The sequence below is a fragment of the Alteromonas sp. BMJM2 genome (genome assembly GCF_027257845.1).
Taxonomy (GTDB): Bacteria; Pseudomonadota; Gammaproteobacteria; order Enterobacterales; family Alteromonadaceae; genus Alteromonas.
Map to the genome: position 1 here is coordinate 426,398 of NZ_JAPVOT010000001.1, position 25,167 is coordinate 451,564.

Sequence of the window (25,167 nt, forward strand, 5' to 3'; positions counted from 1 at the left end):
ACCCTAAGGGCGTGTTGATTTTTGTTGTACGAGTTTTGGGCTAAATTGAAGCATTTCAATCGCGAAACAGTCCTGTAGGCCTAGTGGGCTAAGTCAAAGGGCCCAAATAAAAAAAGCGTCGACAAAGAGTAAAATGCTTCCATAACGCCCCCTTCGGGCAGCGCCTGTGAGCTATTTACCCTGCGTTGAATGGTTTCGATTTAGCCTGCTAGACCTTCAACCATTCGCCTTGTTTAAATAGCTCACAGACCGCTGCAAAAATGTACAGCAAAGATCAACACGCCCTAGGAACGGTCCGCTAATGGCTATGTTTCTGCAGTAATTCTCACCCGTTCAGCTTTCGCTTTCGGTGTTGTGTCTTTTTCTGCGAGTTTCGTATCTATCATGTTTTTTACCGCGATTAATAGCCCCATCGCTAAAAACGCGCCGGGTGGCAAAATGGCCAGTAAAAAAGGGCTGTCCGTTTCAAACAGCGTGATTGCCCAGTTTTGTGCGACCTCACCGAATAGCCTATCGGCACCGGTAAACAAGGTACCCGCCCCTAAAATTTCCCTGAGACCGCCTAAAATCACGAGAACTGCGGTGAATCCAAGTCCCATCATCACGCCGTCGTAGGCCGAGGCGAGAGGTTGATTCTTGGAAGCAAATGCTTCTGCGCGACCAATGATGGCGCAGTTAGTAACAATGAGAGGGATGAATATTCCCAGTGCCAAATACAGATCGTAGGTGTAGGCGTTCATTAGTAGCTGAACAATAGTAACAAATGAGGCGATGATCATAACGAATACGGGAATACGGATTTCGTTACGCACAATATTACGCACAAGCGACACAGTAACGTTGCTGCCGATAAGAACAAGCATGGTCGCCAAACCTAGCCCTAACCCGTTTATAAAGGTAGAGGTGACTGCAAGTAATGGACATAGTCCGAGAAGCTGGACTAAGGCTGGATTATTCTTCCATAGCCCTTGAAGCGATAAGTCGCGAAAATCTGTCATAATGGCTGCTCCTGACTGTCGGCATCTATATCAGTACCCACTTGGCATTGATTGGGGGCGTCAAATAAACGAGTCTGATTTTCTTCTACATAAATTAGTGCATTTTTAACTGCATTAACCACCGCTCGTGGAGTGATCGTTGCCCCTGTGAATTGGTCGAATTCACCGCCGTCTTTTTTCACCTGCCAAGGCGCGAGGTTTTCACTAGAAAACTCTTTTCCTGCGAATGATGTTATCCAGTCGCTAATGGCGAGCTCTACTTTATCACCAAGCCCTGGGGTCTCTTTATGTTCAACAACGCGAACGCCCAATACATTGAGCTGAATATCTACGCCAATAACCATGTCGATGTTACCGCTATACCCATTAGGGGCTGTGGCTTGTACAACTAGCCCACTGGGTTGACCGTTTAGGCGCGCTCGATATACAGCATGATTGCCTGGACCAAGGGCCGGTGAATCGATAACAGTACAGTCGGCGTAGAGCGGGTTGGTGTGCAGTGAACTTGGCACCACTTCGTTAAGAACACTCAGAAGTTTGCGTCTTTTTTGTTCTTCAATAGTATCTTTTGTACCGAAAAAGGTAACGGCGATAAGCGCAGTTGTCACAATCGCGAAGCTACCTAACATTACACCGTTTTTAATCAGGCTATCTTTTATCATGTTATTTAGGGCCATTACTTTGCCCTCATCTTACTGCTGACATTTTTGCCATAAACTCGTGGGCGTGTGTAGTAGTCAATTAATGGCACTGCCATGTTCATGATAATGACTGCAAACGCTACAGCGTCGGGATAACCACCGAACACACGAATAACGACAACCCAAAACCCGATGGCTGCACCAAAAATGAGGCGGCCCCTTGGGGTAGTGGATGCCGACACGGGGTCGGTGGCAATGAAAAATGCTCCAACGATTACAGCGCCATTAAGCAAATGAAACAGAGGTGAAGCGTAAAGATCGCCATTCACTAAGTGCAGTAACGCTGCGCAAACAAACACACTGATTACCATGCTGCCAGGAATATGCCAGCTAATTACGCGGGTTTTCACTAAAGCCAGACCGCCAAGTAGATAAGCTAGACTAACCCAGCCCCATCCAGCGCCTGCTGCATCAAAAAAACTGCCATCGAAAGTGGGTTTGGCTAATGACTCTGAGTAGGTGAGGCCTTGTGTAAGATCGGTTTTTAACGTGTCCAACGGCGTGGCCATAGTGACTCCGTCAACCATGGATGCGCCGCCGGCTAGCGTTTTTAGTTGAGTTACGTCGTAGCCGCTTGTGGTAAATCCGGTGAAAATAAGCGATGCTGAGTCGAGAAAGCTAGGCGTAATGGCGGCGTGTGTGGTTACTGGAAGCCATACACTCATCGCTGCCGGAAAAGAGATTAGTAGCACCACGTAAGCTATCATAGCGGGATTGAAAATATTAAAACCAAGCCCGCCATAGACTTGTTTTGCAACGGCGATGGCAAAAAACACCCCAATAATTGTCATCCACCAAGGCAGGGTAGGCGGAATACTGATTGCAATAAGCAGGCCCGTTAGCACCGCACTATAGTCAGTTAGTGTTCTCTCAATCGGGCGGTTTCGCAAATACAATATCACGCCTTCAAATATGAGCGCACTAGCCACAGCGATTACCGCTTGAATAAGCATGCCCCAGCCAAAAAACCACGACTGCGCTATCATGCCAGGGATCATGGCATAAATGACGATGCGCATGACCTGGCCCGTATCTCGTTTTACGCGCTGATGTGGTGAGCTTGATAAACTTAATTTCATTTTGACTCTTTCTCTTTATCAATTGCTGCTTTTTTTGCCTTGGCCTTTGCTACCGCAGCTGCAATTCGCGCTTTTTTTGCATCTTCGCCACTGTTGGCATTTGCGGAACTCTTAGCATCTGAAGCACTTTGCTCTTGCGAACCCGTGTCTCCATGATGACTAGGCGTGTTAATGATTTCGTTGTTAGATACCTTAGCCGCCTTCTTGCTATCTTTGGTGCTGATATGGCTGTTATTGCTTTTTTCACCACGGTTATCGCCTTGCGCTAAACTGGCTTTTTTCGCTTTTGCCTTAGCCACAGCAGCTGCAATACGTGCTTTCTTCTCATCAGCTTCACTTAAAGGCGTATCATTTACCCCAGTGTCACCCGAGGTGCTATCACGTTCCGCTCTTTTAGCGGGCTTAGCTTCAGAAGTCTTAGCGTCAGAAGCTAAGGAAGCATCGCTAGTTGGCGCAGAAGCCTGTTGAGCTGCTTTTTTGGCTTTCGCTCTAGCAATGGCCGCAGCAACCTTTGCTTTTTTATCATCAATATCCGTTGCGCCCGCATCAGTTTCAGCAGTGTTGTTGCTATTACTGTCACTTGAAATTTCGCTCTTTGGCTTTGTTGCTGCAGTGGGGTTGTTCGAAGCGTCTGCCCCCCGAGCTTCCTTCTTTGCTTTTGCTCTGGCAATTGCTGCCGCGACTTGCGCCTTTTTATCGCTACCAGATCCACCGCTTGAATTGCCGCTTGATTTAACGCTTGAATCGATGGCTGTTACCGGTGCGCTCTCTTGCGTCTTAGCATCAGGTTGGGTTTGATTACTGACATTGCTTTGTAAGGCTGCTTTTTTAGCTTTAGCTCGGGCAAGTGCCGCCGCCACTTTGTCTTTGGTGTCACTCGCCGGTTGTGCTGGTACGTCAGTGTTTGCCGGTTTAGCTTGATTTGCTGCTAGTCGCGCCTCTTTTGCTCTGCGATGCTTTTCTTCTCTTTCGCGTTTTTCACGCTCTAGGCGCTCATTTCTTGCCTCAAAACGTTGCTTGGCTTTTTCAGCTTTGTTCTTTTCGTCTCGTTGAGTGCGAATATCAGCTTTAGCCTGTCTGTAATAGTGTACTAGTGGAATTTCACTAGGGCACACATATGCGCATGCGCCGCATTCTATACAGTCGAATAAATCGTATTCCTCAGCCTTATCATATTCTTTGGCTTTTGCATGCCAGAACATTTGCTGAGGAAGTAAAGACGCTGGACAGGCATCGGCACAAGCGCTGCATCTAATACAAGGGCGCTCTGCATTATCATCCACCAATTCTTTTTTGCTTGGTACAAGCAGGCAGTTGGTTGTTTTTACAATCGGAATGCTGGCGTCTGAGAGTGTGAACCCCATCATAGGGCCGCCCATAACCACTTTCGGTGCTTTTTGTTTTTTTGGATTGTACTTGGCTTGTTCAAGTAAATGTGCAACAGGCGTTCCAATAAGAGCCCTGAAGTTCCCTGGTTGTTTAACGGCTTCTCCCGTTACCGTGACTATTCGCTCCACAAGGGGCTTACCTTGCAAGATGGCGTCAGCAACCGCATAGCATGTACCAACGTTAAACATTACCACGCCAATGTCGACAGGTAATCCGTCGCGAGGAACTTCTCTTCCTGTCAGTACTTGAATAAGCTGCTTTTCACCGCCTGCAGGATATTTGGTTTCCACACTAACAACGCGGTATGCATCTTTATCTTGGCAGGCAATGTTTAATGCCTGCAGTGCTTCCGGCTTGTTGTCTTCTATCGCGACAATGATCGCCTTGGGATTAATTAAATGAGCTAATATGTCAAGCCCTTGCCTAATTTGCCAGGCATGTTCTCTCATCAGTCGGTCATCGGATGTAATATAGGGCTCACACTCAATGCCATTTAGCACCAAAAACTCTATAGGTTTCGATGTTGATGTTTTTATATGTGTTGGAAACCCTGCGCCGCCCATTCCAGAAATACCGGCTTGGCAGATATGGTTTATTAATTCGTTTTTATTGACGTCGGTGTAATTGGGAATAGGACTTAAATCGCACCATGTATCATTTCCATCAGGTTTCAATGTGATACACATCTCAGTTAACCCACTGGGGTGGGCAACTACATGTGGTGCAATAGAAATGATTTCGCCAGATGTGGGCGCGTGCACAGGCACCGCAAACGGCGTTGCGCTTTGCGACAGTATTTGCCCTTTTTGCACCTTATCACCCACTTCAACGCAGCACGCGCCATCAGAGCCAATATGCTGGCGCATAGGAACAATAAGGTGCGCTGGTAAAGAGGGCACTTGTATCGTCGTTGTATTGGATAGCGACTTTTTATCGTCGGGATGTACGCCACCTGGAAACGAATACAACTTGTTGTTGTTCAGTGTTTCAATAATGGAATCAAAGCTTGGAGATAACACGATTAAGACACCATTTTTATTGGAATGTCACCTTTCGGTGATGAAGAAAAATCCCAGTTCCAGGTGGACGTTGTTTGAACCAATGGAACCATATCAATGCAGTCTACGGGGCAGGGATCAACGCATAAGTCGCAACCGGTACACTCATCGACAATAACGGTGTGCATATGCTTAGCAGCCCCCAAAATAGCGTCTACTGGACAGGCCTGAATGCATTTTGTACATCCAATACATTCGTCTTCGCGAATGAACGCTACCTTTTTTGTATCTTCTTCACCGTGAGCAGCATCAAGGGGCTTAGCTTCAACACCCATTAAATCCGCAAGCTTTTTAATTGTTGATTCACCACCAGGAGGACACTTATTAATATCATCCCCGTTAGCGATGGCTTCAGCATAGGGTTTACATCCTGGGTAGCCGCATTGACCGCATTGCGTTTGAGGCAGAACTTCGTCAATTTGCTCTACAAGTGGGTCGCCTTCAACATGAAAACGAATACTGGCGTAGCCAAGAATCAGGCCAAAGATAACGGCGAGAACACCAATGGTAATAACAGCAAATGAAATAGACATTACACTTTCACCAATCCGCTGAACCCCATAAAGGCGAGGGACATTAAACCTGCTGTTATCATTGCAATGGAGGCTCCTTTAAAAGAAACGGGCACATCTGCGGCCGCAAGGCGCTCTCGCATTGCGGCAAATAAAATGAGTACTAATGAAAAGCCAAGAGCTGCGCCGAACCCATAAATAAGGCTCTGCATAAAGTTGTGCTGTTCCGTTAGGTTGAGTAACGCCACGCCAAGCACTGCGCAGTTAGTGGTGATAAGAGGGAGAAAAATACCCAATAGCCTATAAAGCGTTGGGCTCGTTTTGTGCACTACCATTTCGGTAAATTGAACCACTACTGCAATGACTAAAATAAAGGCAAGGGTGCGAAGATAACTTAGCCCAAGGGGAGCCAATAAATAGGTCTCAACGAGATAGCTTGAAGCAGAGGCTAGTGTAAGCACAAATGTGGTAGCCATAGACATGCCCATAGCGGTTTCGAGCTTGCCTGATACGCCCATAAAAGGACATAAACCTAAAAACTTCACCAATACGAAGTTGTTTACCAATACTGTGCCAATCAATAGCAGTAAAAAATCAGTCATGAAAAACCCAAATGAAATGCCAAAAATAGACCTAAATGAAAGAGGGAGGTCCTTGACAGAATTTATGCGAGCTCAGGTCGCAAATAAATAAGACAAAATAGCAGCACTATTATCGCTTTTTACAACCGGTTTAACAACTTGATTGAATTAGGGTAATTTAATAAATTTTGGATCTAGAGGAGAAAACTGTAAAGAGATATCAAACTAGAAGGGGCTTTTGTAGAACAATGCTTTTAAATGTAGAGATGTGAGCCAATCAAGTGGCTCCCCCTCCCCGACTCGAACGGGGGACCTGCGGATTAACAGTCCGTCGCTCTAACCAACTGAGCTAAGGGGGAATTGACACTTAATTTACTGCTGAAGTTGGCTCCCCCTCCCCGATTCGAACGGGGGACCTGCGGATTAACAGTCCGTCGCTCTAACCAACTGAGCTAAGGGGGACCTGTGCTTCAACGGGGGCGAATATTAAAGACGTACTTAGTTGCTGTCAACAATATATCTAAAATATTTGCACTGACTGCGCAAAAAATAGCTTTTTAGCGTCTTGGTGGTCAAATAGTCGTCAACGGTGCGAAATTAATGATTAATTAGTGAACTAAAACAAGAAAATGCTCTTTATTACGTTTTTTCTGTCACGTGGATAACAAAACTAAAATGGCTTGTTTTTCATATCTCATTACTTGAAATTAGTATAACAAAATAGAATAAAAAAAAGCTTTGATGCTGGTATTGTATACAGTGTTTAATAAAACTGTAACCTGAACCTAAGGATTAAAAGGTTAGTCACTACTTACCTTTATTTGCGTTTGAGCTACACGAAATCCCGCCATCTATGGTCTAGCGTTAGTTATCCACTAAATCTGTGGATAACTATGTTGATAGATTGATTTGGTAATAATTACAGAAACGATCGTTGCACTTTTGATCTCAATATCCAATGACGCGGCTCTTATTATAAACCTTAAAAATCAGCGCCTTATGGCATTGTTAACGATCTTATTGTGAGATCCGATGAGATCATGTGGACAAAATTTAGCTTGTGTGTTAATTCAGCGAATGTCTAAATGCTATGCAGCTAAATTTATGTTTTATCAAGAGTTGTTACATATGAGTAACAAAATTTACGCTCTGATAAACCTTGTGGTTTTGGTGTGAAACGCTTCAAAACCCTGTTTTGCCAACATATCGGGCCGCAATTAGTCATTGGTGATAACAGTTATCATAAAAATAGACTAGCTAAATTATAGTGGTTTACTAACAAAGATTAATTTTGATGGGTAAATATACATTTCGACCGATTCATACGCGAATTGAGCCCGAATCGAGAAAATAACGTTTATAACTAGTGTTCGGCGTTGGCGTGAAAAGCCTGATTGTAAGTATAAATTTAAACGTAAATGTAAATGCAAGTACAAGTGCAAGTGTATCGAGTTCAAGCGCTCGATATTTCAAGCCAGATTTTATTAACTTAACCCCTTTTTTAAACCCTTAGCAGTTTACAGCAGCCGTAAGCCATCTCGTGTTCATCGTGTTGGCGTGGTGTAACGGTGTCTACTATTTTACACTGTCGAGATGATAGTGACATTATTGAAATCATTCAGTGCTGATAGTCGCAGAGCGTGCAATATGACACTGTCAACGTCATAAGAACACTGTAATTCAACCAATAAAACAATGTAATGCAATTAAAAAACAGCGTAATAACTATCATTGTACAAACAATACGTTAATGTGGAATAAGACGTTTACGTACCATTCAACGCTTTACTTAAATGAAGCAGGAGCATAAGTGATAAAAAATCAGTCATCTTCAAAAGCGTCAAATCTTTTAGAGGGAAATATAGCGACCACGTTAAAGCGTATGACTATCCCTATGATTTTAGGCATGGTAATGATGATGAGCTTCGGCTTAATTGATACGTTTTTCGTTAGCTTGCTAGGCACTGAGCAGTTGGCAGCCATTAGCTTCACATTCCCTGTGACCTTCACAGTAATTAGTTTAACAATCGGTCTAGGTATCGGTACCTCCGCAATTATCGGCCGGCTTCAAGGCAGTAAGGAACTAGAACAATCGAAACTTTATGCCACCGGTTCGTTAATGCTGTCGGCAATGCTAGTTGGCATATTAGCCACCATAGGATTCTTTTCTATAACGCCTGTATTTTCCTTATTAAACGCCTCTGAAGGGCTAATGCCCTATATTTCCGATTATATGGGACTATGGTATGTATCAAGCATTTTTCTTGCATTACCTATGGTTGGAAACAGTGTATTGCGTGCTTGCGGGGATACTAAAACACCGAGCATAGTGATGGCTTCTGTTGGCGGTTTGAACGCATTGTTAGACCCCTTGTTTATTTTTGGCTTTGGTCCGGTCCCCGCAATGGGAATACAGGGCGCTGCTTTGGCAACATTTATTGCATGGTTTATTGGCGCTGGTTGGATAATTTACCTATTAGCGGTTCGCCGCAAATTAATGCTGCCCCGTTTGCTGACTCTCGTCGAGTTACGCATCAGCACGAGAGACATTTTGAAGATTGGCTTACCTGCTGCAGGTGCAAATATGCTAACACCAATAGCGGGCGGCATAATGACAGCTATTGTGGCGAGTTACGGTGCAGAGGCGGTTGCCGCGTGGGGGGTGGGCAATCGGATGGAGTCTATTGCCAATATTGTTGTACTAGCCTTATCAATGACGCTGCCCCCTTTTATCAGTCAGAATGTAGGAGCACTCCAAATCGCAAGGGTGAAGCAAGCCTATGCCATTACCTTTAAGTTTGTATTGGTATGGCAACTTTTTATATTTCTAATTATGTGGGCGTTGTCGGGCTGGATAGCACAAGCTTTTGCTCATGAAGCTAAAGTAGGTAATTTAATACAACTGTTTTTGATGATTGTACCGCTTGGATACGGTATGCAGGGAGTCATTGTCCTTACCAACTCATCGTTAAACGCTATGCATCGGCCAATGACCGCTCTTGTTCTCAGTGTCATCCGCTTGTTCGTTTTCTTCGTACCCATAAGTGTTTTAGGAAGTTATTTATACGGTCTACAAGGATTATTCGTCGGCAATGTGATTGCGAATGTGGCGATGGCGGGTTTATCTCTTTTGGTATTTAAAAGAGCCGTAGCACATGCTGTAGCTAAAGAGCGTGCTAGTCCAGTTGACGCCAACCCAGTTAGTCCACAATAAAGGTATTGTAATGAGTAGAGGTTTCGAACTTCATTCGAAATATAAACCCGACGGTGATCAGCCCGCTGCAATAGAGGCGTTAGTCGACGGATTAGAAAGTGGTTTAGCCGGCCAAACGCTGCTTGGTGTGACGGGCTCTGGTAAAACTTTCACCATGGCCAATGTGATTAAGGAAGTGCAGCGTCCTACGCTTATTCTTGCGCACAATAAAACACTGGCAGCTCAGCTCTATGGGGAAATGAAAGACTTTTTCCCCAATAATGCAGTTGAGTATTTCGTGTCTTACTACGATTATTATCAACCCGAAGCCTATGTTCCGAGCACAGACACATTTATTGAAAAAGATGCGTCGATAAACGATCACATAGAACAGATGCGTTTGTCCGCGACAAAAGCGCTTATGGAGCGTCGAGACGTTGTCATTATTGCAAGTGTTTCCGCCATATATGGCCTAGGCGACCCCGAGTCCTACATGAAGATGCTGCTGCATCTTCGCCAGGGCGACACCATGGATCAGCGGGATATACTGCGCAGGCTTGCAGAACTTCAATACAAACGAAATGATTTGGCGTTTGAGCGAGGCACGTTTCGCGTTCGCGGCGATGTTATTGATATTTTTCCTGCTGACTCTGAAAAGCAAGCGGTTCGCGTAGAGTTATTCGACGATGAGATAGATAAGATAAGTTTGTTCGACCCATTAACGGGCGCGGTGGACAAATCAGTTGTGCGGGCCACGGTTTTCCCCAAAACTCATTATGTGACACCCAGAGAGAAAATTCTCAACGCGATTGAGCATATCAAAGTTGAACTGGGCGAGCGCAAAACGCAGTTACAAGAAGCGAATAAGCTTATTGAAGAGCAGAGAATTTCTCAACGTACTCAGTTTGATATTGAAATGATGATGGAGCTAGGGTATTGCTCAGGTATCGAGAACTACTCTCGCTATCTCTCTGGTCGAGCACCCGGCGAACCGCCTCCAACCTTGCTTGACTACTTTCCTGCCGATGGACTCATGTTTATTGATGAATCTCACGTAACCGTTTCTCAGGTTGGCGCCATGTACCGTGGAGACCGTTCTCGTAAGGAAACATTAGTTGAATTTGGCTTTAGGTTGCCGTCGGCCCTTGATAACCGACCGCTGAAATTTGAAGAATTTGAGCAAATTTGCCCGCAAACGATATATGTTTCAGCTACCCCAGGCGATTATGAGCTGAAAAAAACCGAAGGTGACATTGTAGAACAAGTGGTGCGACCTACCGGGCTACTCGATCCTATTATTGAAGTTCGACCGGTGGCTACGCAGGTGGATGATGTGCTATCAGAAATCCACAAGCGTGTTGCATTAGATGAACGGGTGCTTATCACCACGCTAACGAAACGCATGGCTGAAGATTTAAGTGAGTACTTAAATGAGCACGGCGTAAAAGTGCGATATCTTCATTCTGATATCGATACGGTTGAGCGAATAGAAATCATCCGCGATTTACGCCTAGGCAAATTTGATGTGTTGGTGGGGATTAACCTTTTAAGAGAAGGCTTAGACATGCCAGAGGTGTCGTTGGTTGCTATTTTAGATGCAGACAAAGAAGGCTTCTTACGTGCAGAGCGCTCGTTAATTCAAACCATAGGTCGTGCTGCCCGTCATTTAAATGGGCGAGCTATTTTGTATGGAGACAAGATTACGAAGTCTATGCGCAAAGCGATAGATGAAACTGACAGGCGTCGCGAGAAGCAGTTGGCGCACAATAAAGCAAACAACATCACACCAATGCGCTTGAACAAACCAATTACAGATATTATGGACCTTGGTGATGGAGCGCATCCAGCCTCTGGTAAGGTGCGATTGCGTAAGGTTGAAGAGAAGAATAAACAGAAAAAAGCGGCGACGGCGACGGATCTCATGGACCAAATTGCAGAGCTCGAAAAACAGATGTTCGAATATGCCAGAGAATTGGAGTTTGAAAAGGCAGCATCTCTTCGAGATGACGTAGAGGCTTTGAGAAAACAAGTCGTCACTTTATCTTGATAACACCAGCTGACCGCGAGTTTTTCAGCATCAAGCTGAATAACTCGCGAAAGGCGAACAAGTAGCTAAAACGAGCAACGTTGCAACCAAAAGACTCAATTTGTCGTTGTAATGGTCTGTGTTGTTTCATATAGTTAACAAAAGAGTATCAATAACTATACCTAAAACAGGTGCTACTATGTTAAATCGTCTCCAAGAATCGGATATAAAGCTACTGCGCGTTTTTTATGCAGTAGCAAGTTGTAATGGATTTACGGCGGCTGAACCCGTTCTACGAATGCAGCGACCCAATATAAGCGCAGCAATCAAAAAATTAGAGGAACGGCTAGATCTTGTGCTTTGCCACCGAGGGCGGGGCGGGTTTCAAATGACCAAAGAAGGCGAGGTTGTTTTTCAAGAAACCAAACGTATTTTTAATGCATTCGATAACTTTGTCTTTAACCTCAAATCGTTACACGATGATTATTCAGGACACATTACCCTTGTATTAATGGCTGGTTTGCCACTTTCAATGCATTTAGCAGTGAGTAAAGCGGTTAAAAGCACCATGAAAAAGTTTGATGATATTCACGTGAATATTCAAACTCGTCTTTACAACGAAGTAGAACATGTGGCGCTATCAGGTGAGTGTCATCTAGTAGTATCTACCTACGACATGGTGAAACCTGAATCAGTGACTTTCCACCCAGTAGGCTTGAATGTTGAAGGCCGGTTGTATTGCTCTCCTACCCATGTGCTAGCAAAATATCGAGATACTGAGCTTCCTGATAATGTGAATATTGAAGACTATCCCGCTATTGGAATTTCAGGCCTGTCATCAGCGAACTATATTGAAGACGAGTCGAGGCTAGCCATTCAAACATTCTCTGATTCCTTCGACGCTGCAATGTCGGCAATTATGACAGGAGAATACGTTGGTCTTCTACCTGATTATATGGCGAAAGAGCAAGGCGCTGCTTTAGGGTTAGTGCCTATCGCCAACGGCAGCTTGTTTAATTTCAGTCATGAACTGTTTGTAATGAACGGCAAAAACACGCGATTGAACCCAGTGTTACGACACTGCATTAAAGAACTGAGCTACTTTATTGCTGAAAGCCAAAAGTAACCGTATTCTTTCGCGATATAAAAGTACTTGGATACGCGTTCTAGCAATGACTAACTCGGAGCCAAGGAGTGCAAGCCATTAAGAAAGTGAGTCTTTTTTACGGTGTAAAACTGCTGTCTTTCTTTTTTGGTTTGTTCGGCTGCTTTGCTCTTCATCAGTTTCTGACTGTGCCTGTTGTGGTCAGTGCTGCCACAATGGGGCTTGTAGGCAGCTTCCTTCCCACTACCACTCAATTTCGACACCATCCACAGGCTGCCATGTATGCAGGCGCGTTTGCTGGCATGTGCTCTTCTGATGTTATTAACTCTCCTTATGAACTTGTTGTTATTAGCCTCATTGGAGCGGCAATTTACACATTGCTAAAAAATCATTTTATTGGCATTGGGGGAAAGCTAGGTGCAATCGCCTTTGTGTCTGTCGCCAGTGTTGTGCTTTGTACAATGGTGATTAGTAAATGGTGATTAGTAAATGGTGATTAGCAAATGGGTGATTAAATAGTGTTAGTGTTACTCTTTGCTATTTTAGGTGGTGTTATTACCTATAAGCTGTCTATTTTATCTTGGATGAATGCTATTCGAGCAAGCAGTACCTGTACGTTGGTATGTTATCTAGCAATCGCTTATTCAGCAGGCACAGAGACGGCAAATACGTATACCAGCATCTTTTTTGGCGGAAGCTTTGTAGGAATGACATCATCTCATCGCCTTTCAAGTAAAGGGGTCGTGGCGGCGGCGTGTTTATTTGGTGTTATTAGCTCGCTGTTGTTGCCCTTTCTTGAGGGCGTTGGCGGGGCATTAGGTGTTTGCGCTTTCATTTCAGTGTCAGCAGTGCATCTCACGAAAATGGCAGCGACACGCCTATCTATTAAAATGAGAAACCCTTGAAAAATAAAGCAGGGGGGGGCGACTTCGTTCAGCGAGAAGCGCCCAGCTAGAAGCATTCAACTAGAAGCGCTTAGGCCTCTAGTTGAATTCTAAATGCATAGATTAACCTGTTACTATTCATACTCTAACGGATCGGTAGTGTTATTGTCTCTAAAGGCTTCTAGTCTTTCTTCGCAAGCACCGCACTTTCCACAGGCTTTTTCTCGGCCGTTGTAACATGTCCACGTCATGCCGTAATCAAGCCCCATAGTTAACCCATCGGTTAAAATAGCCGTTTTACTTTCATCAATGTAAGGGGTAACAATTTCCACAGGTGTGTAGTTTGCAATACCGCATACATCATTCATTCGATGTACAAACTCTGGTCTGCAATCTGGATAAATTGCATGGTCTCCAGCGTGGGCACCGTAATACACTTCTTTTGCTTCTAGGCTTACTGCGTAACCTACTGCAAGAGAAAGCAAGATCATGTTGCGGTTAGGTACAACAGTCTGCTTCATACTCGGCTCTTCGTAGTGACCTTCAGGAACCTCAATATCAGAGGTCAGTGCAGAGCCACCTACCAGTGAATTAATTGCACTAATATCAACAATCTTATGAGGTACACCTAGTGAATCACATACACTCGCGGCATAATCGAGCTCTTTTTTATGGCGCTGACCATAATTAAAACTAAGGGCATGTACTTTCTTTCCTTCACGCAGTGCTTTATGCAGCACAGTGAAAGAATCCATACCTCCAGAGTAAATAACAACAACGTTTTCTGACATAGATTTTCACGAATTAAGAAATAATGTCAGAATTTTATGTGATCCTTGGTAAAATCCCAACATACAATTGTTAAAGGACGTCAATTTGTCTGTATTAAGCACATTAAACATCAACGAGATGTTCGAAACTATTCAAGGAGAGGGGGCCCACACTGGGATCCCTTCAATATTTGTTCGTCTTCAAGGTTGCCCTGTGGGTTGTCCGTGGTGCGATACAAAGCACACCTGGGAGATTAAAGAAGAACTTATTGTTGCTCCCAGAAATATCATTGACCAAACCGAAGAGTCTGAGACCTACTTTATTGCAGATGATGAGACCATGCTGTCGCTTTTCAAACAAGAAGGTTATGTGGCGACTCATGTTGTTATTACCGGTGGTGAACCCTGTATGTACGACTTGCGGGGGCTGACAACAATGCTGCACAATAACGGTTACACCACGCAAATAGAGACTAGCGGAACCTTTGAAGTACTCTGCGATGAGCGAACCTATGTGACAGTATCGCCCAAAATCAATATGCGTGGCGGTTATGAAGTACTGACAAGCGCATTAGAGCGCGCGAATGAAATAAAGCACCCCATTGCTATGCAGAAGCATATAGACGAGCTTGACGCGCTTCTCTCTACGGTTTCTTCGTTAAAAGGCAAGCAGATTTGTCTACAGCCAATTAGCCAGCAGCCAAGAGCAACACAGCTCGCTGTAGAGACTTGTATTGCAAGAAACTGGCGGCTATCTTTACAAACACACAAGTACATCGGTATTGAATAGACGGTATAGAGTAAAGGAGTGTTGAGTAAAGGCATGTTAAATTTATGGTTTTTGGCTACCTCGGTAGTGGATAGGAACGGCGAAGGGCAGATACACACTTTAGGCTTATTCAAAGTGTTATTACTCACGCTTTTGTTGGTAGGCCTTAATGCGCATGCCGCATTGTGGACAATTACTTACCCTCGTCCCATAGACGATACCGATGAGCGGACCCTATACCCTATTGCGCTGCTCAAATTAGCGCTAGATAAAACCGGCGTTAACTATGAACTGCGGCCCTCAGATAGAATTTTGCTTACAGGCAAAGCCATGCGGCAGCTTCGCGAAAACAGAGAAGTGAGCGTGGTATGGAGTATGACAGACATTCAGCGCGAAAAAGATCTAACCGCCATTAGAATACCCATCGCTAAAGGATTAATTGGGTTACGGGTATTTGCCATTCCAAACCAAAAAAGAGCAAAGTTTGCTGAGGTTGAATCCATAGCCGATATGCGAGCGCTTGTTCCGGTTCAGGGGGAGGATTGGCCTGATACAAAAATACTTCAGGCTAACGGGTTTAATGTATTCACCGTTCCGGAATTTGATAAAGCTTACGACTTCCTTAGCCAGGGAAAAGGGGATTTCTTCCCTCGCTCCGTTATCGAAATTATCCCAGAGTTAGACAAAATAGGCAAAAGCGCTAGCGTGTCACTTGAGCCTTCCCTCGCCATTTATTACCCCACCGCCATGTATTACTTTGTAAGTAACAACAATAAAACTTTGGCGCATTTAATTGAGACTGGACTGCAAAGAGCCATTGAAGATGGTTCTTTTGATGAGCTTTTCCAGTCGACATTTATGCCTATACTCGATGAAATGAATATGGATGAGAGAACGATTTTTAGTATTGAAAACCCACTTTTACCTGACGACACGCCGCTGGCGAATGAGGCGTTGTGGTATAAAGCAACAGCCCGAAAATGAAAAATAATGCACAAAAAACGCGACCAAAGGTCGCGTTTTTTAATACTGTAGAATGCTATCTAAAGAAAAATCTTAAGACTCTCCAGAGTGAACACCTTTCATAGAGCGGCCAGATGGATCAGCATTATTCTTGAAACTTTCATCCCACTCTAATGCTTCTGCGGTGCTACAGGCGATTGACTTACCACCAGGTACACAGCGTGCCGCACTTTCTTGTGGAAAGTAGCCTTCAAAAATAGTGCGGTAGTAATAGCCTTCCTTTGTATCAGGCGTGTTGTAAGGGAAGCGGAACTCAGCTGTTGCAAGCTGTTTGTCGGTCACTTCGCCGTCAACAAATTCGCGAATAGAGTCAATCCATGAGTAGCCTACGCCATCACCAAACTGCTCTTTTTGACGCCACAAGACCTCGGCAGGCAATGTGTCGCCATTATCAAAAGATTTTCGTAATATCCATTTTTCCATTTTTCCATCAAGACACATTTTGTCTTGTGGATTTAAACGCATTGCCACATCAATAAAGTTTTTGTCTAAGAAGGGAACACGTGCTTCTACGCCCCACGCTGACGTTGCCTTATTCGCGCGAGCACAGTCAAACATGTGAAGTCGGTCTAACTTACGTACCGTTTCTTCATGGAATTCTTTTGCGTTTGGCGCTTTGTGGAAATACAGATAGCCACCAAAAATTTCATCAGCACCTTCACCAGATAACACCATTTTGATACCCATGGCTTTAATCTTACGAGTCATAAGATACATAGGCGTGGCAGCGCGAATGGTCGTGGTGTCGTACGTCTCAAGGTGAAAGATTACGTCACGAATAGCGTCCAAACCTTCCTGAATGGTGAAGTGAATCTCGTGATGCACAGTGCCAATCATATCAGCAACTTTCTTCGCTGCCTTTAAGTCTGGCGCACCTTCAAGGCCAACAGCAAAACTGTGAAGCCTCGGCCACCACGCGTCGGTTTTGTCTTCATCTTCTACGCGTTTCGCAACATATTGTGCGGCAACGGCAGACACTAATGAAGAGTCTAAACCACCTGATAATAGCACCGCATAAGGCACATCTGACATCATGTGTGACTTAACTGCTTTTTCAAAGGCAACGCGCAACTCGTCTAAATCTGTACTATTGTCTTTAACGTTTTCATAGTCCATCCAGTCGCGCTTGTAATATTTAGTTAGTTTGCCTTCTTTACTCCACATATAGTGGCCTGGAGGAAATTCACTGATGGTTTTACATACACTCGCCAGCGCCTTCATTTCAGATGATACATAAAAATTGCCGTGCTCGTCGTAACCTGTATACAGCGGGATGATACCAATATGGTCCCGTGCAATTAGGTATGCATCTTGTTCTTCATCATAAAGAATAAAGGCAAACATACCTTCTAGCTCATCAATGAACTCGATGCCTTTTTGTTGAAATAATGGCAGGATAACTTCGCAATCCGAGCGAGTTTTAAACGGGTACGGCTCGTCTAAATCTGCGGCTAATTGCTTGTGATTATAAATTTCGCCATTGACTGCAAGAATGTGTTTGCCATTCTGGCTGATAAGAGGTTGAGCACCTGTGTCTACATCGACGATAGCTAATCGTTCATGACAAAGAATGGTATTGTCATTATTCCAGATACCCGACCAGTCAGGGCCGCGGTGGCGCAATAATTTAGATAAGTCGAGGGCTTGGGTTCTGAGTTCAGACACGTCGGTTTTGATATCAAGGATACCGAAAATACCACACATAAAACGGGTTCTCTCTGTTCGCTGGTTTAAAAAATGGGTTATTTCTGTCGGGCACTCGTTGAAGAGCAGCGAAGGATTATTATTTTTGATTTGTCTGATTCGCGTGTCTTGAATGTGCCAGTCTGACAGGAAATTGCAAGTACATTATGATGATAAAATGGAATTTATTAGGTCTTTTCAGCGAAGTTTCAACGATAAACGCAAAAGTGTCCTATTTTGCACAAAAAAGCACCTCTTAAGGTGTGCGCTGAGTTTTTAACATTTTCTGATAACACAGTGATGAAGGAATGGGTTAAAAAACGGAATCAAGAACTGCAGCTAAATAAACGTGGATAACACAGTGCCCCAGAGAATTGGGGCACTTAACATTTATTCCGGCTTATCTACATTCATATAGGCTAATGTAATCTAGAAAAGCCTCCGTCAAGGTTGTTTCGTCAAAGTGATGAAACTGCGGAGATTGCTCTTTAGTACTGGCGCTGAAATTCACTGCCCTCATACCACTTTGGCCACATGGGGGCATTTGCTACATTCACACCTACATCGAACAACATTTGTGTGTCTTGAACAATACCACCCATATCCCAGCTTTCACGATACTCGTCACACACTTGGTGATAGCAGCCGGTAACAATCACATTCATGCGTTTGCGGTACTTTGCTGTTTCTTCATCTGCAGGTTCGTTGCCGCCTTCGGCATATAGCGCCGGTACACCTTGTTTAGCAAAGCTGAAATGATCCGAGCGATAGTAATATCCCGCTTCAGGTTTATCTTCTTGGGTTAATACTCGTCCTTGTTTATTTGCAGCCTTTTTTAGATAGGTTTCAAGCTCTGATTTACCCATGCCTACAACGGCAACATTGTTGGTTTTACCCAATATGTTCATGGCATCCATATTTATGTTTGCCACTGTCTTTTCCAGCGGAATAACTGGGTTTGCAGCATAATATTTACTGCCTAGTAAGCCTTGCTCTTCTGCAGTAACCACTAAAAACGAAACTGAGCGCTTAGGTTTTGGCGTTAGTGATGAATACGCCTTAGCCATCGCTATCATCGCTGCTGTGCCGGTGGCATTGTCGTGGGCGCCGTTGTAAATTTGATCGCCTTCTTTACTTTCATCTTTGCCAAGATGATCCCAATGGGCGGTGTAAATAATGTGATCATCAGCAAATGCAGAGCCCGGTAATGTGGCTATGACATTATTACTTTCTGATTTTTTGAACGTGTTTTTAACAGTGACCGACGCGGTAATATCCATTGCCTTGTTGTAAGGACCTGACATTGCCTTTGCTTTTTCAGCATCAAAGTCCAATCCAGCATCGCTAAATACTTGTTTAGCAGCATCTAGAGTCAGCCAGCCCTCTACAGCAACGCGACTAGCGCCCTTGTCTTCACTAACTAGACCATACTGCGGGCCGCTCCAGCTGTTGGCAACTACCGACCATCCATAAGATGCGGGAGCCGATTCGTGTACGATTATGGCTCCGGTCGCGCCTTGGCGACTGGCTTCTTCGTACTTATAGCTCCAACGACCGTAATAGGTCATTGTGGTTCCCTGAAACTTGCCACTCTTGGGGTTCTCAAAACCAGGGTCGTTAATGAGAATAACCACCGTTTTCCCTTCAACGTCTAAACCTTCGTAGTCATTCCATTTATATTCTGGTGCGTTAACACCATAGCCTACGAACACTAATTCAGAATCGTTCAGCGAGACCGAAGCCTGTTCACGCTTTGATGATGCCACCATGTCTTCTTTATAAGCGAAGTTGTTGTCACCGATAGTCATTGTCATATCAGGATTTGCAGTGATTTCCATTAGCGCAACTTTCTGCAAATAGCTATCGCCATTTCCAGGTTCAAGACCTGCTTCTTTAAATTGGCTAACAAGGTAGTCAATGGTTTTCTTCTCACCTTCTGTCGTGGGTAGGCGACCTTCAAACTCATCAGATGAGAGTATTTTTAACGGCTCTCGGATATCTGCATCGGAAATACTGTTGTATACCGATTCGAAGTTTGTTGCTTCTTGTGCTGTGGCTAACGTATCAGAGTCGCTAACCTTCGTTTCACTGTCGTTAGAAGGAGTACATGCACTTACGCTTAATAGCGTAGGAACAAGTAAGGGCAAGAATATTTTTTTCATTATTAGTCTCTATTAACCATCTTAGTTTGCTCTACAATAGACCCCAGTATAGAGAAATCCACAAAACGAACCAATAGGTGTTATGCAATCAACAGATATTCCTTTTAGTAAAACGTATTTATCTCAATGTGCCTCGTTAAGTGTTACTCGCCTTTTGACAGAAATGAACGTGATAGACCTCAATGAGTTTCCTTCGGCGGCGCAGCTAAATGCATTAGCGCAATACTTTCATTCCAATTGGCAGGGGCCTTACTTTGTAGCGCAAAGCGAGTTTGGGGAGAATGAAACGCGATATTACGAAACTATTATTGGCGAAGATAACCGTGTCCCTACACGGGAGAGCAATTGGCATGACTTGTTCAACGCACTTATCTGGATACAGTTTCCTAAAACCAAAGGCCTGCTGAATACGTTGCATGTGAATGATATCAATGAGTTTGGAATTAGCCCTCGTACAGCAAGACGCAATCGAATTACTCATTTCGATGAATGTGGCGTAGTACTGGCAGTGGAAACCCCTAAAGACAATGACACAGCCGATTTAGAAGCGTTCTTAACGTCACTAGCAGCGCACAACTGGCATGAAGTGTTTATAAAAAAGCGCAACACGTGGGCAGGGGATGTCACGGCCTTTATTTTTGGCCACGCCAATTTAGAAATGATGCTAAATCCTTTTATTGGATTAACAGGCAAGTGGCTGGCGGTTGCAGTTCCTGAGGGTTTTAGTCAGCTGAGTCAGTGGCAGCAACGAAGTGAGCTGGATAATGCCATGGTTAAGCGAATAGCCCAATTAAATGACTTTAAGCAAGCACCTATATTAAAACCTATACCTTTACTTGGCGTACCGGGGTGGCATCAGCCGCAGCCTGACAGTTTTTACGATAATGAAGAGTATTTTAGGCCGGCTAGAAAGGGGGCTAAACAAACAGTACAGCTGCCGCTATGGAAGCACAGCGAGCGCTGAGGTTCCATAGCAATAGCTTACTGGTCGGCATATTCTCGAACAAGTCGATGAGAAAACGACAGGGCCAGTAATTATCGGCCCTCATGTGCAGATTAAAATGCAAGGATAGCAACAAGCCATATAGAATAAATCACGAGGTATGGAGCGGTGGCTACAATGGCGGCTTTTTGTCTAGAAAACGATGTCCATTGAGCAATACCGACCATCGCAAGATAAATTCCCCAAAACAGCTCTAATCTAAGAGCTTGAGCAAAGGCATACCACTGTGAATCCATAGGAATACTCAGTATAAAGCTAAGAGAAGTAGGAGCGAGTGTCGCTGGAGAAATCTGATGATCGTTTGCGAAAAGCAATAGTGCAACGCCAATCAAACCCGTTACAACGTATGGCATCGCCACCCACCATGAAAATCCATACCAGTCAGTAAAGCCAAAAACGTGGCTATCGTCTGAACGAGTGGCAAGATTAAGGTATAAAGCATAAATAGCATTAACGATGGTAAGTACAAAAAATGCCCCAACCATTTGTGACCACATTAGGCTTGTTCTTGTGAAAAAAGCACGCATTTGATCTTCTTCAGCAGGGCTCATATCGCCTTGGGCGGCAATATTTAAATTTGCAAACCATTCAATATCGACAAAATTCACATATAGGTACTGAAGTACTAAGGTAACGCCCATCACCATAAAGAAAGGCATCCAGCTCCAGTTGTTATTCTCGCCAACGGCTTTGAAGACCCCATTGGGTTTGAAAAATATATCGTTACACGCTTGAAACGGATTTGACACTGTGTGCATTCTAACTCCCTGAAAAAGTTTAGTTATTTTTATAGATAAGTAGGTCTAACAATCACTCTAAAAGTTTACAGAAAATCAATTAGATGGGCATAGATTACTGAGTTGATGAATTTAAGTACAGGAAAATGGGCACAAATTAGGTGATTATTTGTAAGTAATTATTAGGTATATAAGCACTACGTCGACGTTATTGTTTACCTATACATCGATAAACAACAAAAAAGGAAGCACTCGCTTCCTTTTCATTGAGTCGAACATATAAACGTACTGTCAACCTAACTTTTTATCGTATTTTGCATAAGCCTTTTCATCACAATCAAAGATAGGTGATATTCAGCAGGAACAACACAATGGCGCTATAAACTACTGATATGGGTAAACCAATCTTTATAAAATGAGAAAAACGGTAGTTCGCGGCATTGTAAACTAACAGATTAGTTTGATAGCCGAAGGGGGATATAAAGCTCGCACTTGCTGCAAAGGCAACGGCTAAGGCAAAGGGCATAAGTGGTGCCCCTATAATCTCAACCAGCCCATAAGCAAATGGAAACATTAACGCTGCCGCCGCATTGTTAGTAACAAACTCGGTGAGTAAAAGCGTGATGAAATAAATAGCGATTAACGCAACAAACCAGTCGGTATTTGATAACACCGGCAAGAGCGCTTCTGTAGTCACCGCAATAACACCAGAGGTTTCTAGTGCGGTAGCCAAACTCAATGCTCCCACTATCACAACAATCAAGTTAAGAGGGAGATTGCGTTTCATTTCACCATTAGACGTTACTTTCATAAACACTAAAACAGCGGCTAAAAATAAGAGACCAATAGCCAAGTGAATAACATTTGATGCAGCAAGGGCAACGGTAGTTAAAAAGCCGCCCAGAGTTATCCACTCTTGTTTATTGGTTAGCGGTCGGGCTATCTTCTGCTCTGAAAGTATGAAAAAGTTTTTGCTTAGGTTCTGTCGAGTCGCAAAATCAGCGCCGGTAGCGAGCAGTAAAAAATCACCAGATTTTAATTTTATTTCCCCAAGCTTTCCTGATAGCTGTTCGCCGTCTCTGCGTATAGCCACAACTGCCGCATCGAATAACGCTCTAAAGCCCAACTCTTTAATAGTTTGGCCAATAATTTGAGCGCGATTAGATACAACCACTTCGGTGAGGCTTTCCCGTAAAACACCGTCTGTTTCAGCGAACATACTTAACCCTTTAATATGGCTTAGGTTGTCTAGCTTTTGCACATTTCCGGAAAATATAAGCTTGTCGCTTTCGAGAATAACCAGATCAGGACCAACTGGTGATATCAGGTTTTTATCTCGAACAATTTCAACTAAGAACAATTCAGGTAAATTTCTAAGGTGGTTTTGCTCAACGGTTTTGCCAATGAGCTCTGAACCCGCTTCTACCTCGGCCTCGACCATGTATTCAAAGTAGTTGCTGTCTTTGTTACTGATATTCGGCAAAAGCGGCAGTAATACAAACATAAGTAAGCCACAGCTTAATCCTGCCACTGTGCCATACAAGGTAAAGTCAAAGAAGTTGAAACCAGGGTGCCCGTGCTCTTGCAAAAAGCTGTCTACTATTAAGTTAGTAGAAGTACCTATAAGGGTAACCGTTCCACCTAAAATCGCGGCATAAGACAACGGGATGAGTAATCTTGAAGCAGGGTGATGTTGGTTTTGCTTTATCGGACCAATGAGACTGGCCACAATAGCCGTGTTATTTAACAGTGCTGATGAAATAAAGGTGAGCGAAAATAATCGCCAGTACGAGCGGGTGAAGTCAGCCGTAACGAGCTTTCTACCCAACCGTTTAATGAGTGCAGTTTTATCGATGGCACTACTGACCAAAAGTAACAAAACAAGGGTGATTAAGCCCTTGTTTGTTAAATTCGATAGAATGTCGTCTAGCGATAATTGCTGCGTAACCAGTAAGCCTAACACCGCACCTGAAAATACGGTGGCAGGGCGCTGATTGGTAAAAATCAGCGCTAAAATCGTACTGGCAAAAATGGCCAGTACGATGAACTGGGTAACATCCATATATGTCCAGTCCTGCTTATAGCTTGGAAATATCCACAGCGTTCCAATGAGGGAAGTGCTTGCGCACTAGTTCATTGAATTCTAATTCAAACTCAGAGAAGTTTGGAGAAGTGTGCTGTGCATCACCTGAAATGGCATCAATTACCATACCCGCGCCTACGGTGCCATTTGTGAGACGATCAATAACGATAAACGACCCGGTTGGGCGGTTGCGTTTGTAAGGGTCACAGGCAATAGGCTGGGTAAATTTAACGTCAACCACACCAATCTCATTGAGGTTAAGGTGCATTGCGTCAGTTTCTTCCAGCGTGTTCACATCAATTTGATTATCGATATGCGCTACAACACCAGGCGTTGACTTGGTTGCAAACTTAAACAAGTACTGCTTGTTGGGCATTAGCGGTTCTTCTGACATCCACACAAGGTGTGTCTTAAACTGTGTAGACAGTAAAGGCAGATTATCTGACTTTACAATCATGTCTCCACGAGAGATATCGATTTCGTCTTCAAGGGTTAGCGTAACGGCTTGTGGAACGTAAGCCTTTTCTTGGTCGCCTTCGAAGGTAACCACTTGCTTCACTTTTGACGTTTTACCTGAAGGCAATGCGGTAATTTCGTCACCGGGTGCTACCTGGCCTGAAACCACTGTGCCGGCAAATCCGCGGAAGTCTAGGTTAGGGCGGTTGACATACTGAACCGGGAACCTGAAATCATCGTGATTATCATCTTCACCAATTTCGATATTTTCCAACATTTCCATCAGCGGAATACCGTCAAACCACGGTGTGTTTTCACTGATACTCACTACGTTGTCGCCTTCAAGCGCCGATAAGGGTACAAATTGAATATCAGGGATATCAAGCTGTTCGGCAAACTTAAGGTAATCTGCCTGAATTTGCTCGTAGACTTCTTGTGAGTATTCCATCAAGTCCATTTTGTTAATAGCAACAATAACGTGCTTGATACCTAATAAAGACACTAGGAAAGAATGGCGTTTAGTTTGTACTTTTACACCACCGCGAGCATCGACAAGAATGATGGCAAGATCACAAGTAGACGCACCGGTAACCATGTTGCGGGTATATTGTTCGTGTCCTGGTGTATCTGCGATGATGAACTTACGCTTGTCTGTAGAGAAGTAGCGGTATGCTACGTCGATAGTAATACCCTGTTCACGTTCAGACTGCAGACCGTCTACTAATAATGCAAGGTCTACTTTTTCGCCTGTAGTCCCAGACTTTTTACTGTCTTTAGTAATCGCTGCTAGTTGATCTTCATAAATCATTTTTGAGTCGTGAAGAAGGCGACCAATCAGTGTACTTTTACCGTCATCTACGCTTCCGCAAGTTAGGAAACGTAGCATGTCTTTCTCTTCATGTTGTTCTAGGTAAGACAGGATGTCTTGTCTCAATAATTCGTTTTCGTTGTTCAT

20 protein-coding genes and 2 tRNA genes are annotated in these 25,167 nt (G+C 44.0%); 8 read left to right on the forward strand and 14 right to left on the reverse strand.

What is annotated here, in order from left to right; genetic code table 11:
• Positions 1-305: 305 nt before the first annotated feature.
• The 8 genes from O9X84_RS01865 to O9X84_RS01900 all read right to left on the reverse strand — a co-directional run bounded on the left by O9X84_RS01865 (position 306) and on the right by O9X84_RS01900 (position 6,780).
• Positions 306-998 carry an electron transport complex subunit E gene (locus O9X84_RS01865; RefSeq protein ID WP_269517821.1) on the reverse strand — a complete coding sequence of 231 codons (693 nt, stop codon included), beginning with the start codon at positions 996-998 and terminating at the stop codon, positions 306-308.
• The gene (gene rsxG / locus O9X84_RS01870; RefSeq protein ID WP_269518005.1) at positions 995-1,660 is read right to left on the reverse strand and encodes an electron transport complex subunit RsxG; all 666 of its coding nucleotides are present in this window, start codon (positions 1,658-1,660) and stop codon (positions 995-997) included. Before rsxG ends, O9X84_RS01865 begins: the two co-directional genes overlap by 4 nt.
• A gap of 14 nt (positions 1,661-1,674) precedes the next feature.
• Positions 1,675-2,778: an electron transport complex subunit RsxD gene (gene rsxD / locus O9X84_RS01875; RefSeq protein ID WP_269517823.1), complete on the reverse strand. Its 1,104-nt coding sequence runs from the start codon at positions 2,776-2,778 to the stop codon at positions 1,675-1,677.
• Complete coding sequence (rsxC, locus tag O9X84_RS01880) at positions 2,775-5,186, reverse strand: electron transport complex subunit RsxC (RefSeq protein ID WP_269517824.1); 2,412 nt, start codon at positions 5,184-5,186, stop codon at positions 2,775-2,777. The genes rsxD and rsxC overlap by 4 nt, the downstream gene beginning before the upstream one ends.
• Positions 5,187-5,188: 2 nt before the next feature.
• On the reverse strand, positions 5,189-5,758 hold the full coding sequence (gene rsxB, locus O9X84_RS01885; protein WP_032094506.1) for an electron transport complex subunit RsxB: 570 nt from the start codon (positions 5,756-5,758) through the stop codon (positions 5,189-5,191).
• Positions 5,758-6,339 carry an electron transport complex subunit RsxA gene (gene rsxA, locus O9X84_RS01890; protein ID WP_269517825.1) on the reverse strand — a complete coding sequence of 194 codons (582 nt, stop codon included), beginning with the start codon at positions 6,337-6,339 and terminating at the stop codon, positions 5,758-5,760. The genes rsxB and rsxA overlap by 1 nt, the downstream gene beginning before the upstream one ends.
• Before the next feature lie 261 nt (positions 6,340-6,600).
• A tRNA-Asn gene (locus tag O9X84_RS01895) sits at positions 6,601-6,677 on the reverse strand.
• A 26-nt stretch (positions 6,678-6,703) separates the two neighbouring features.
• Positions 6,704-6,780 (reverse strand) — tRNA-Asn (locus O9X84_RS01900).
• 1,432 nt (positions 6,781-8,212) lie between these two features.
• Here O9X84_RS01900 and O9X84_RS01905 point away from each other — a divergent pair.
• The 5 genes from O9X84_RS01905 to O9X84_RS01925 all read left to right on the forward strand — a co-directional run bounded on the left by O9X84_RS01905 (position 8,213) and on the right by O9X84_RS01925 (position 13,547).
• Positions 8,213-9,532, forward strand: coding sequence for an MATE family efflux transporter (locus O9X84_RS01905; protein WP_442864492.1), 1,320 nt, complete (start codon positions 8,213-8,215; stop codon positions 9,530-9,532).
• Positions 9,533-9,542: 10 nt separating this feature from the next.
• On the forward strand, positions 9,543-11,558 hold the full coding sequence (gene uvrB / locus O9X84_RS01910; protein WP_269517827.1) for an excinuclease ABC subunit UvrB: 2,016 nt from the start codon (positions 9,543-9,545) through the stop codon (positions 11,556-11,558).
• Positions 11,559-11,736: 178 nt separating this feature from the next.
• The gene (locus O9X84_RS01915; RefSeq protein ID WP_269517828.1) at positions 11,737-12,663 is read left to right on the forward strand and encodes a LysR family transcriptional regulator; all 927 of its coding nucleotides are present in this window, start codon (positions 11,737-11,739) and stop codon (positions 12,661-12,663) included.
• A gap of 68 nt (positions 12,664-12,731) precedes the next feature.
• The gene (locus tag O9X84_RS01920) at positions 12,732-13,124 is read left to right on the forward strand and encodes a hypothetical protein (RefSeq protein WP_269517829.1); all 393 of its coding nucleotides are present in this window, start codon (positions 12,732-12,734) and stop codon (positions 13,122-13,124) included.
• 36 nt (positions 13,125-13,160) lie between these two features.
• On the forward strand, positions 13,161-13,547 hold the full coding sequence (locus tag O9X84_RS01925; protein WP_269517830.1) for a hypothetical protein: 387 nt from the start codon (positions 13,161-13,163) through the stop codon (positions 13,545-13,547).
• A 113-nt stretch (positions 13,548-13,660) separates the two neighbouring features.
• Here O9X84_RS01925 and queC read toward each other — a convergent pair whose 3' ends face one another.
• Positions 13,661-14,317 (reverse strand): 7-cyano-7-deazaguanine synthase QueC, encoded by a 657-nt coding sequence (gene queC / locus O9X84_RS01930; RefSeq protein WP_269517831.1) that lies wholly within the window; start codon positions 14,315-14,317, stop codon positions 13,661-13,663.
• Between the two features lie 118 nt (positions 14,318-14,435).
• On the opposite strand from queC, the gene queE reads away from it, so the two are divergent.
• Both queE and O9X84_RS01940 read left to right on the forward strand, forming a co-directional pair.
• Complete coding sequence (gene queE / locus O9X84_RS01935; protein ID WP_269518007.1) at positions 14,436-15,086, forward strand: 7-carboxy-7-deazaguanine synthase QueE; 651 nt, start codon at positions 14,436-14,438, stop codon at positions 15,084-15,086.
• 33 nt (positions 15,087-15,119) lie between these two features.
• Positions 15,120-16,049, forward strand: a complete 930-nt coding sequence (locus O9X84_RS01940; RefSeq protein WP_269517832.1) for an amino acid ABC transporter substrate-binding protein — start codon at positions 15,120-15,122, stop codon at positions 16,047-16,049.
• Positions 16,050-16,121: 72 nt separating this feature from the next.
• On the opposite strand, the gene asnB is transcribed toward O9X84_RS01940, so the two are convergent.
• Both asnB and O9X84_RS01950 read right to left on the reverse strand, forming a co-directional pair.
• Positions 16,122-17,792 (reverse strand): asparagine synthase B, encoded by a 1,671-nt coding sequence (gene asnB, locus O9X84_RS01945; protein WP_269517833.1) that lies wholly within the window; start codon positions 17,790-17,792, stop codon positions 16,122-16,124.
• Positions 17,793-18,259: 467 nt separating this feature from the next.
• A complete protein-coding gene (locus tag O9X84_RS01950; protein WP_269517834.1) occupies positions 18,260-19,933 on the reverse strand; it encodes a M28 family metallopeptidase in 1,674 nt (557 codons plus the stop codon).
• An 82-nt stretch (positions 19,934-20,015) separates the two neighbouring features.
• Here O9X84_RS01950 and O9X84_RS01955 point away from each other — a divergent pair, with 82 nt between their 5' ends.
• The gene (locus O9X84_RS01955; RefSeq protein WP_269517835.1) at positions 20,016-20,897 is read left to right on the forward strand and encodes a DUF3025 domain-containing protein; all 882 of its coding nucleotides are present in this window, start codon (positions 20,016-20,018) and stop codon (positions 20,895-20,897) included.
• 92 nt (positions 20,898-20,989) lie between these two features.
• On the opposite strand, the gene O9X84_RS01960 is transcribed toward O9X84_RS01955, so the two are convergent.
• The 3 genes from O9X84_RS01960 to cysN all read right to left on the reverse strand — a co-directional run bounded on the left by O9X84_RS01960 (position 20,990) and on the right by cysN (position 25,167).
• A complete protein-coding gene (locus tag O9X84_RS01960) occupies positions 20,990-21,694 on the reverse strand; it encodes a YIP1 family protein (protein ID WP_269517836.1) in 705 nt (234 codons plus the stop codon).
• 316 nt (positions 21,695-22,010) lie between these two features.
• Entirely contained in the window at positions 22,011-23,735 is a 1,725-nt protein-coding gene (locus tag O9X84_RS01965) for an SLC13 family permease (protein ID WP_269517837.1), read from the reverse strand.
• A gap of 16 nt (positions 23,736-23,751) precedes the next feature.
• Positions 23,752-25,167 carry a sulfate adenylyltransferase subunit CysN gene (gene cysN / locus O9X84_RS01970; RefSeq protein ID WP_269517838.1) on the reverse strand — a complete coding sequence of 472 codons (1,416 nt, stop codon included), beginning with the start codon at positions 25,165-25,167 and terminating at the stop codon, positions 23,752-23,754.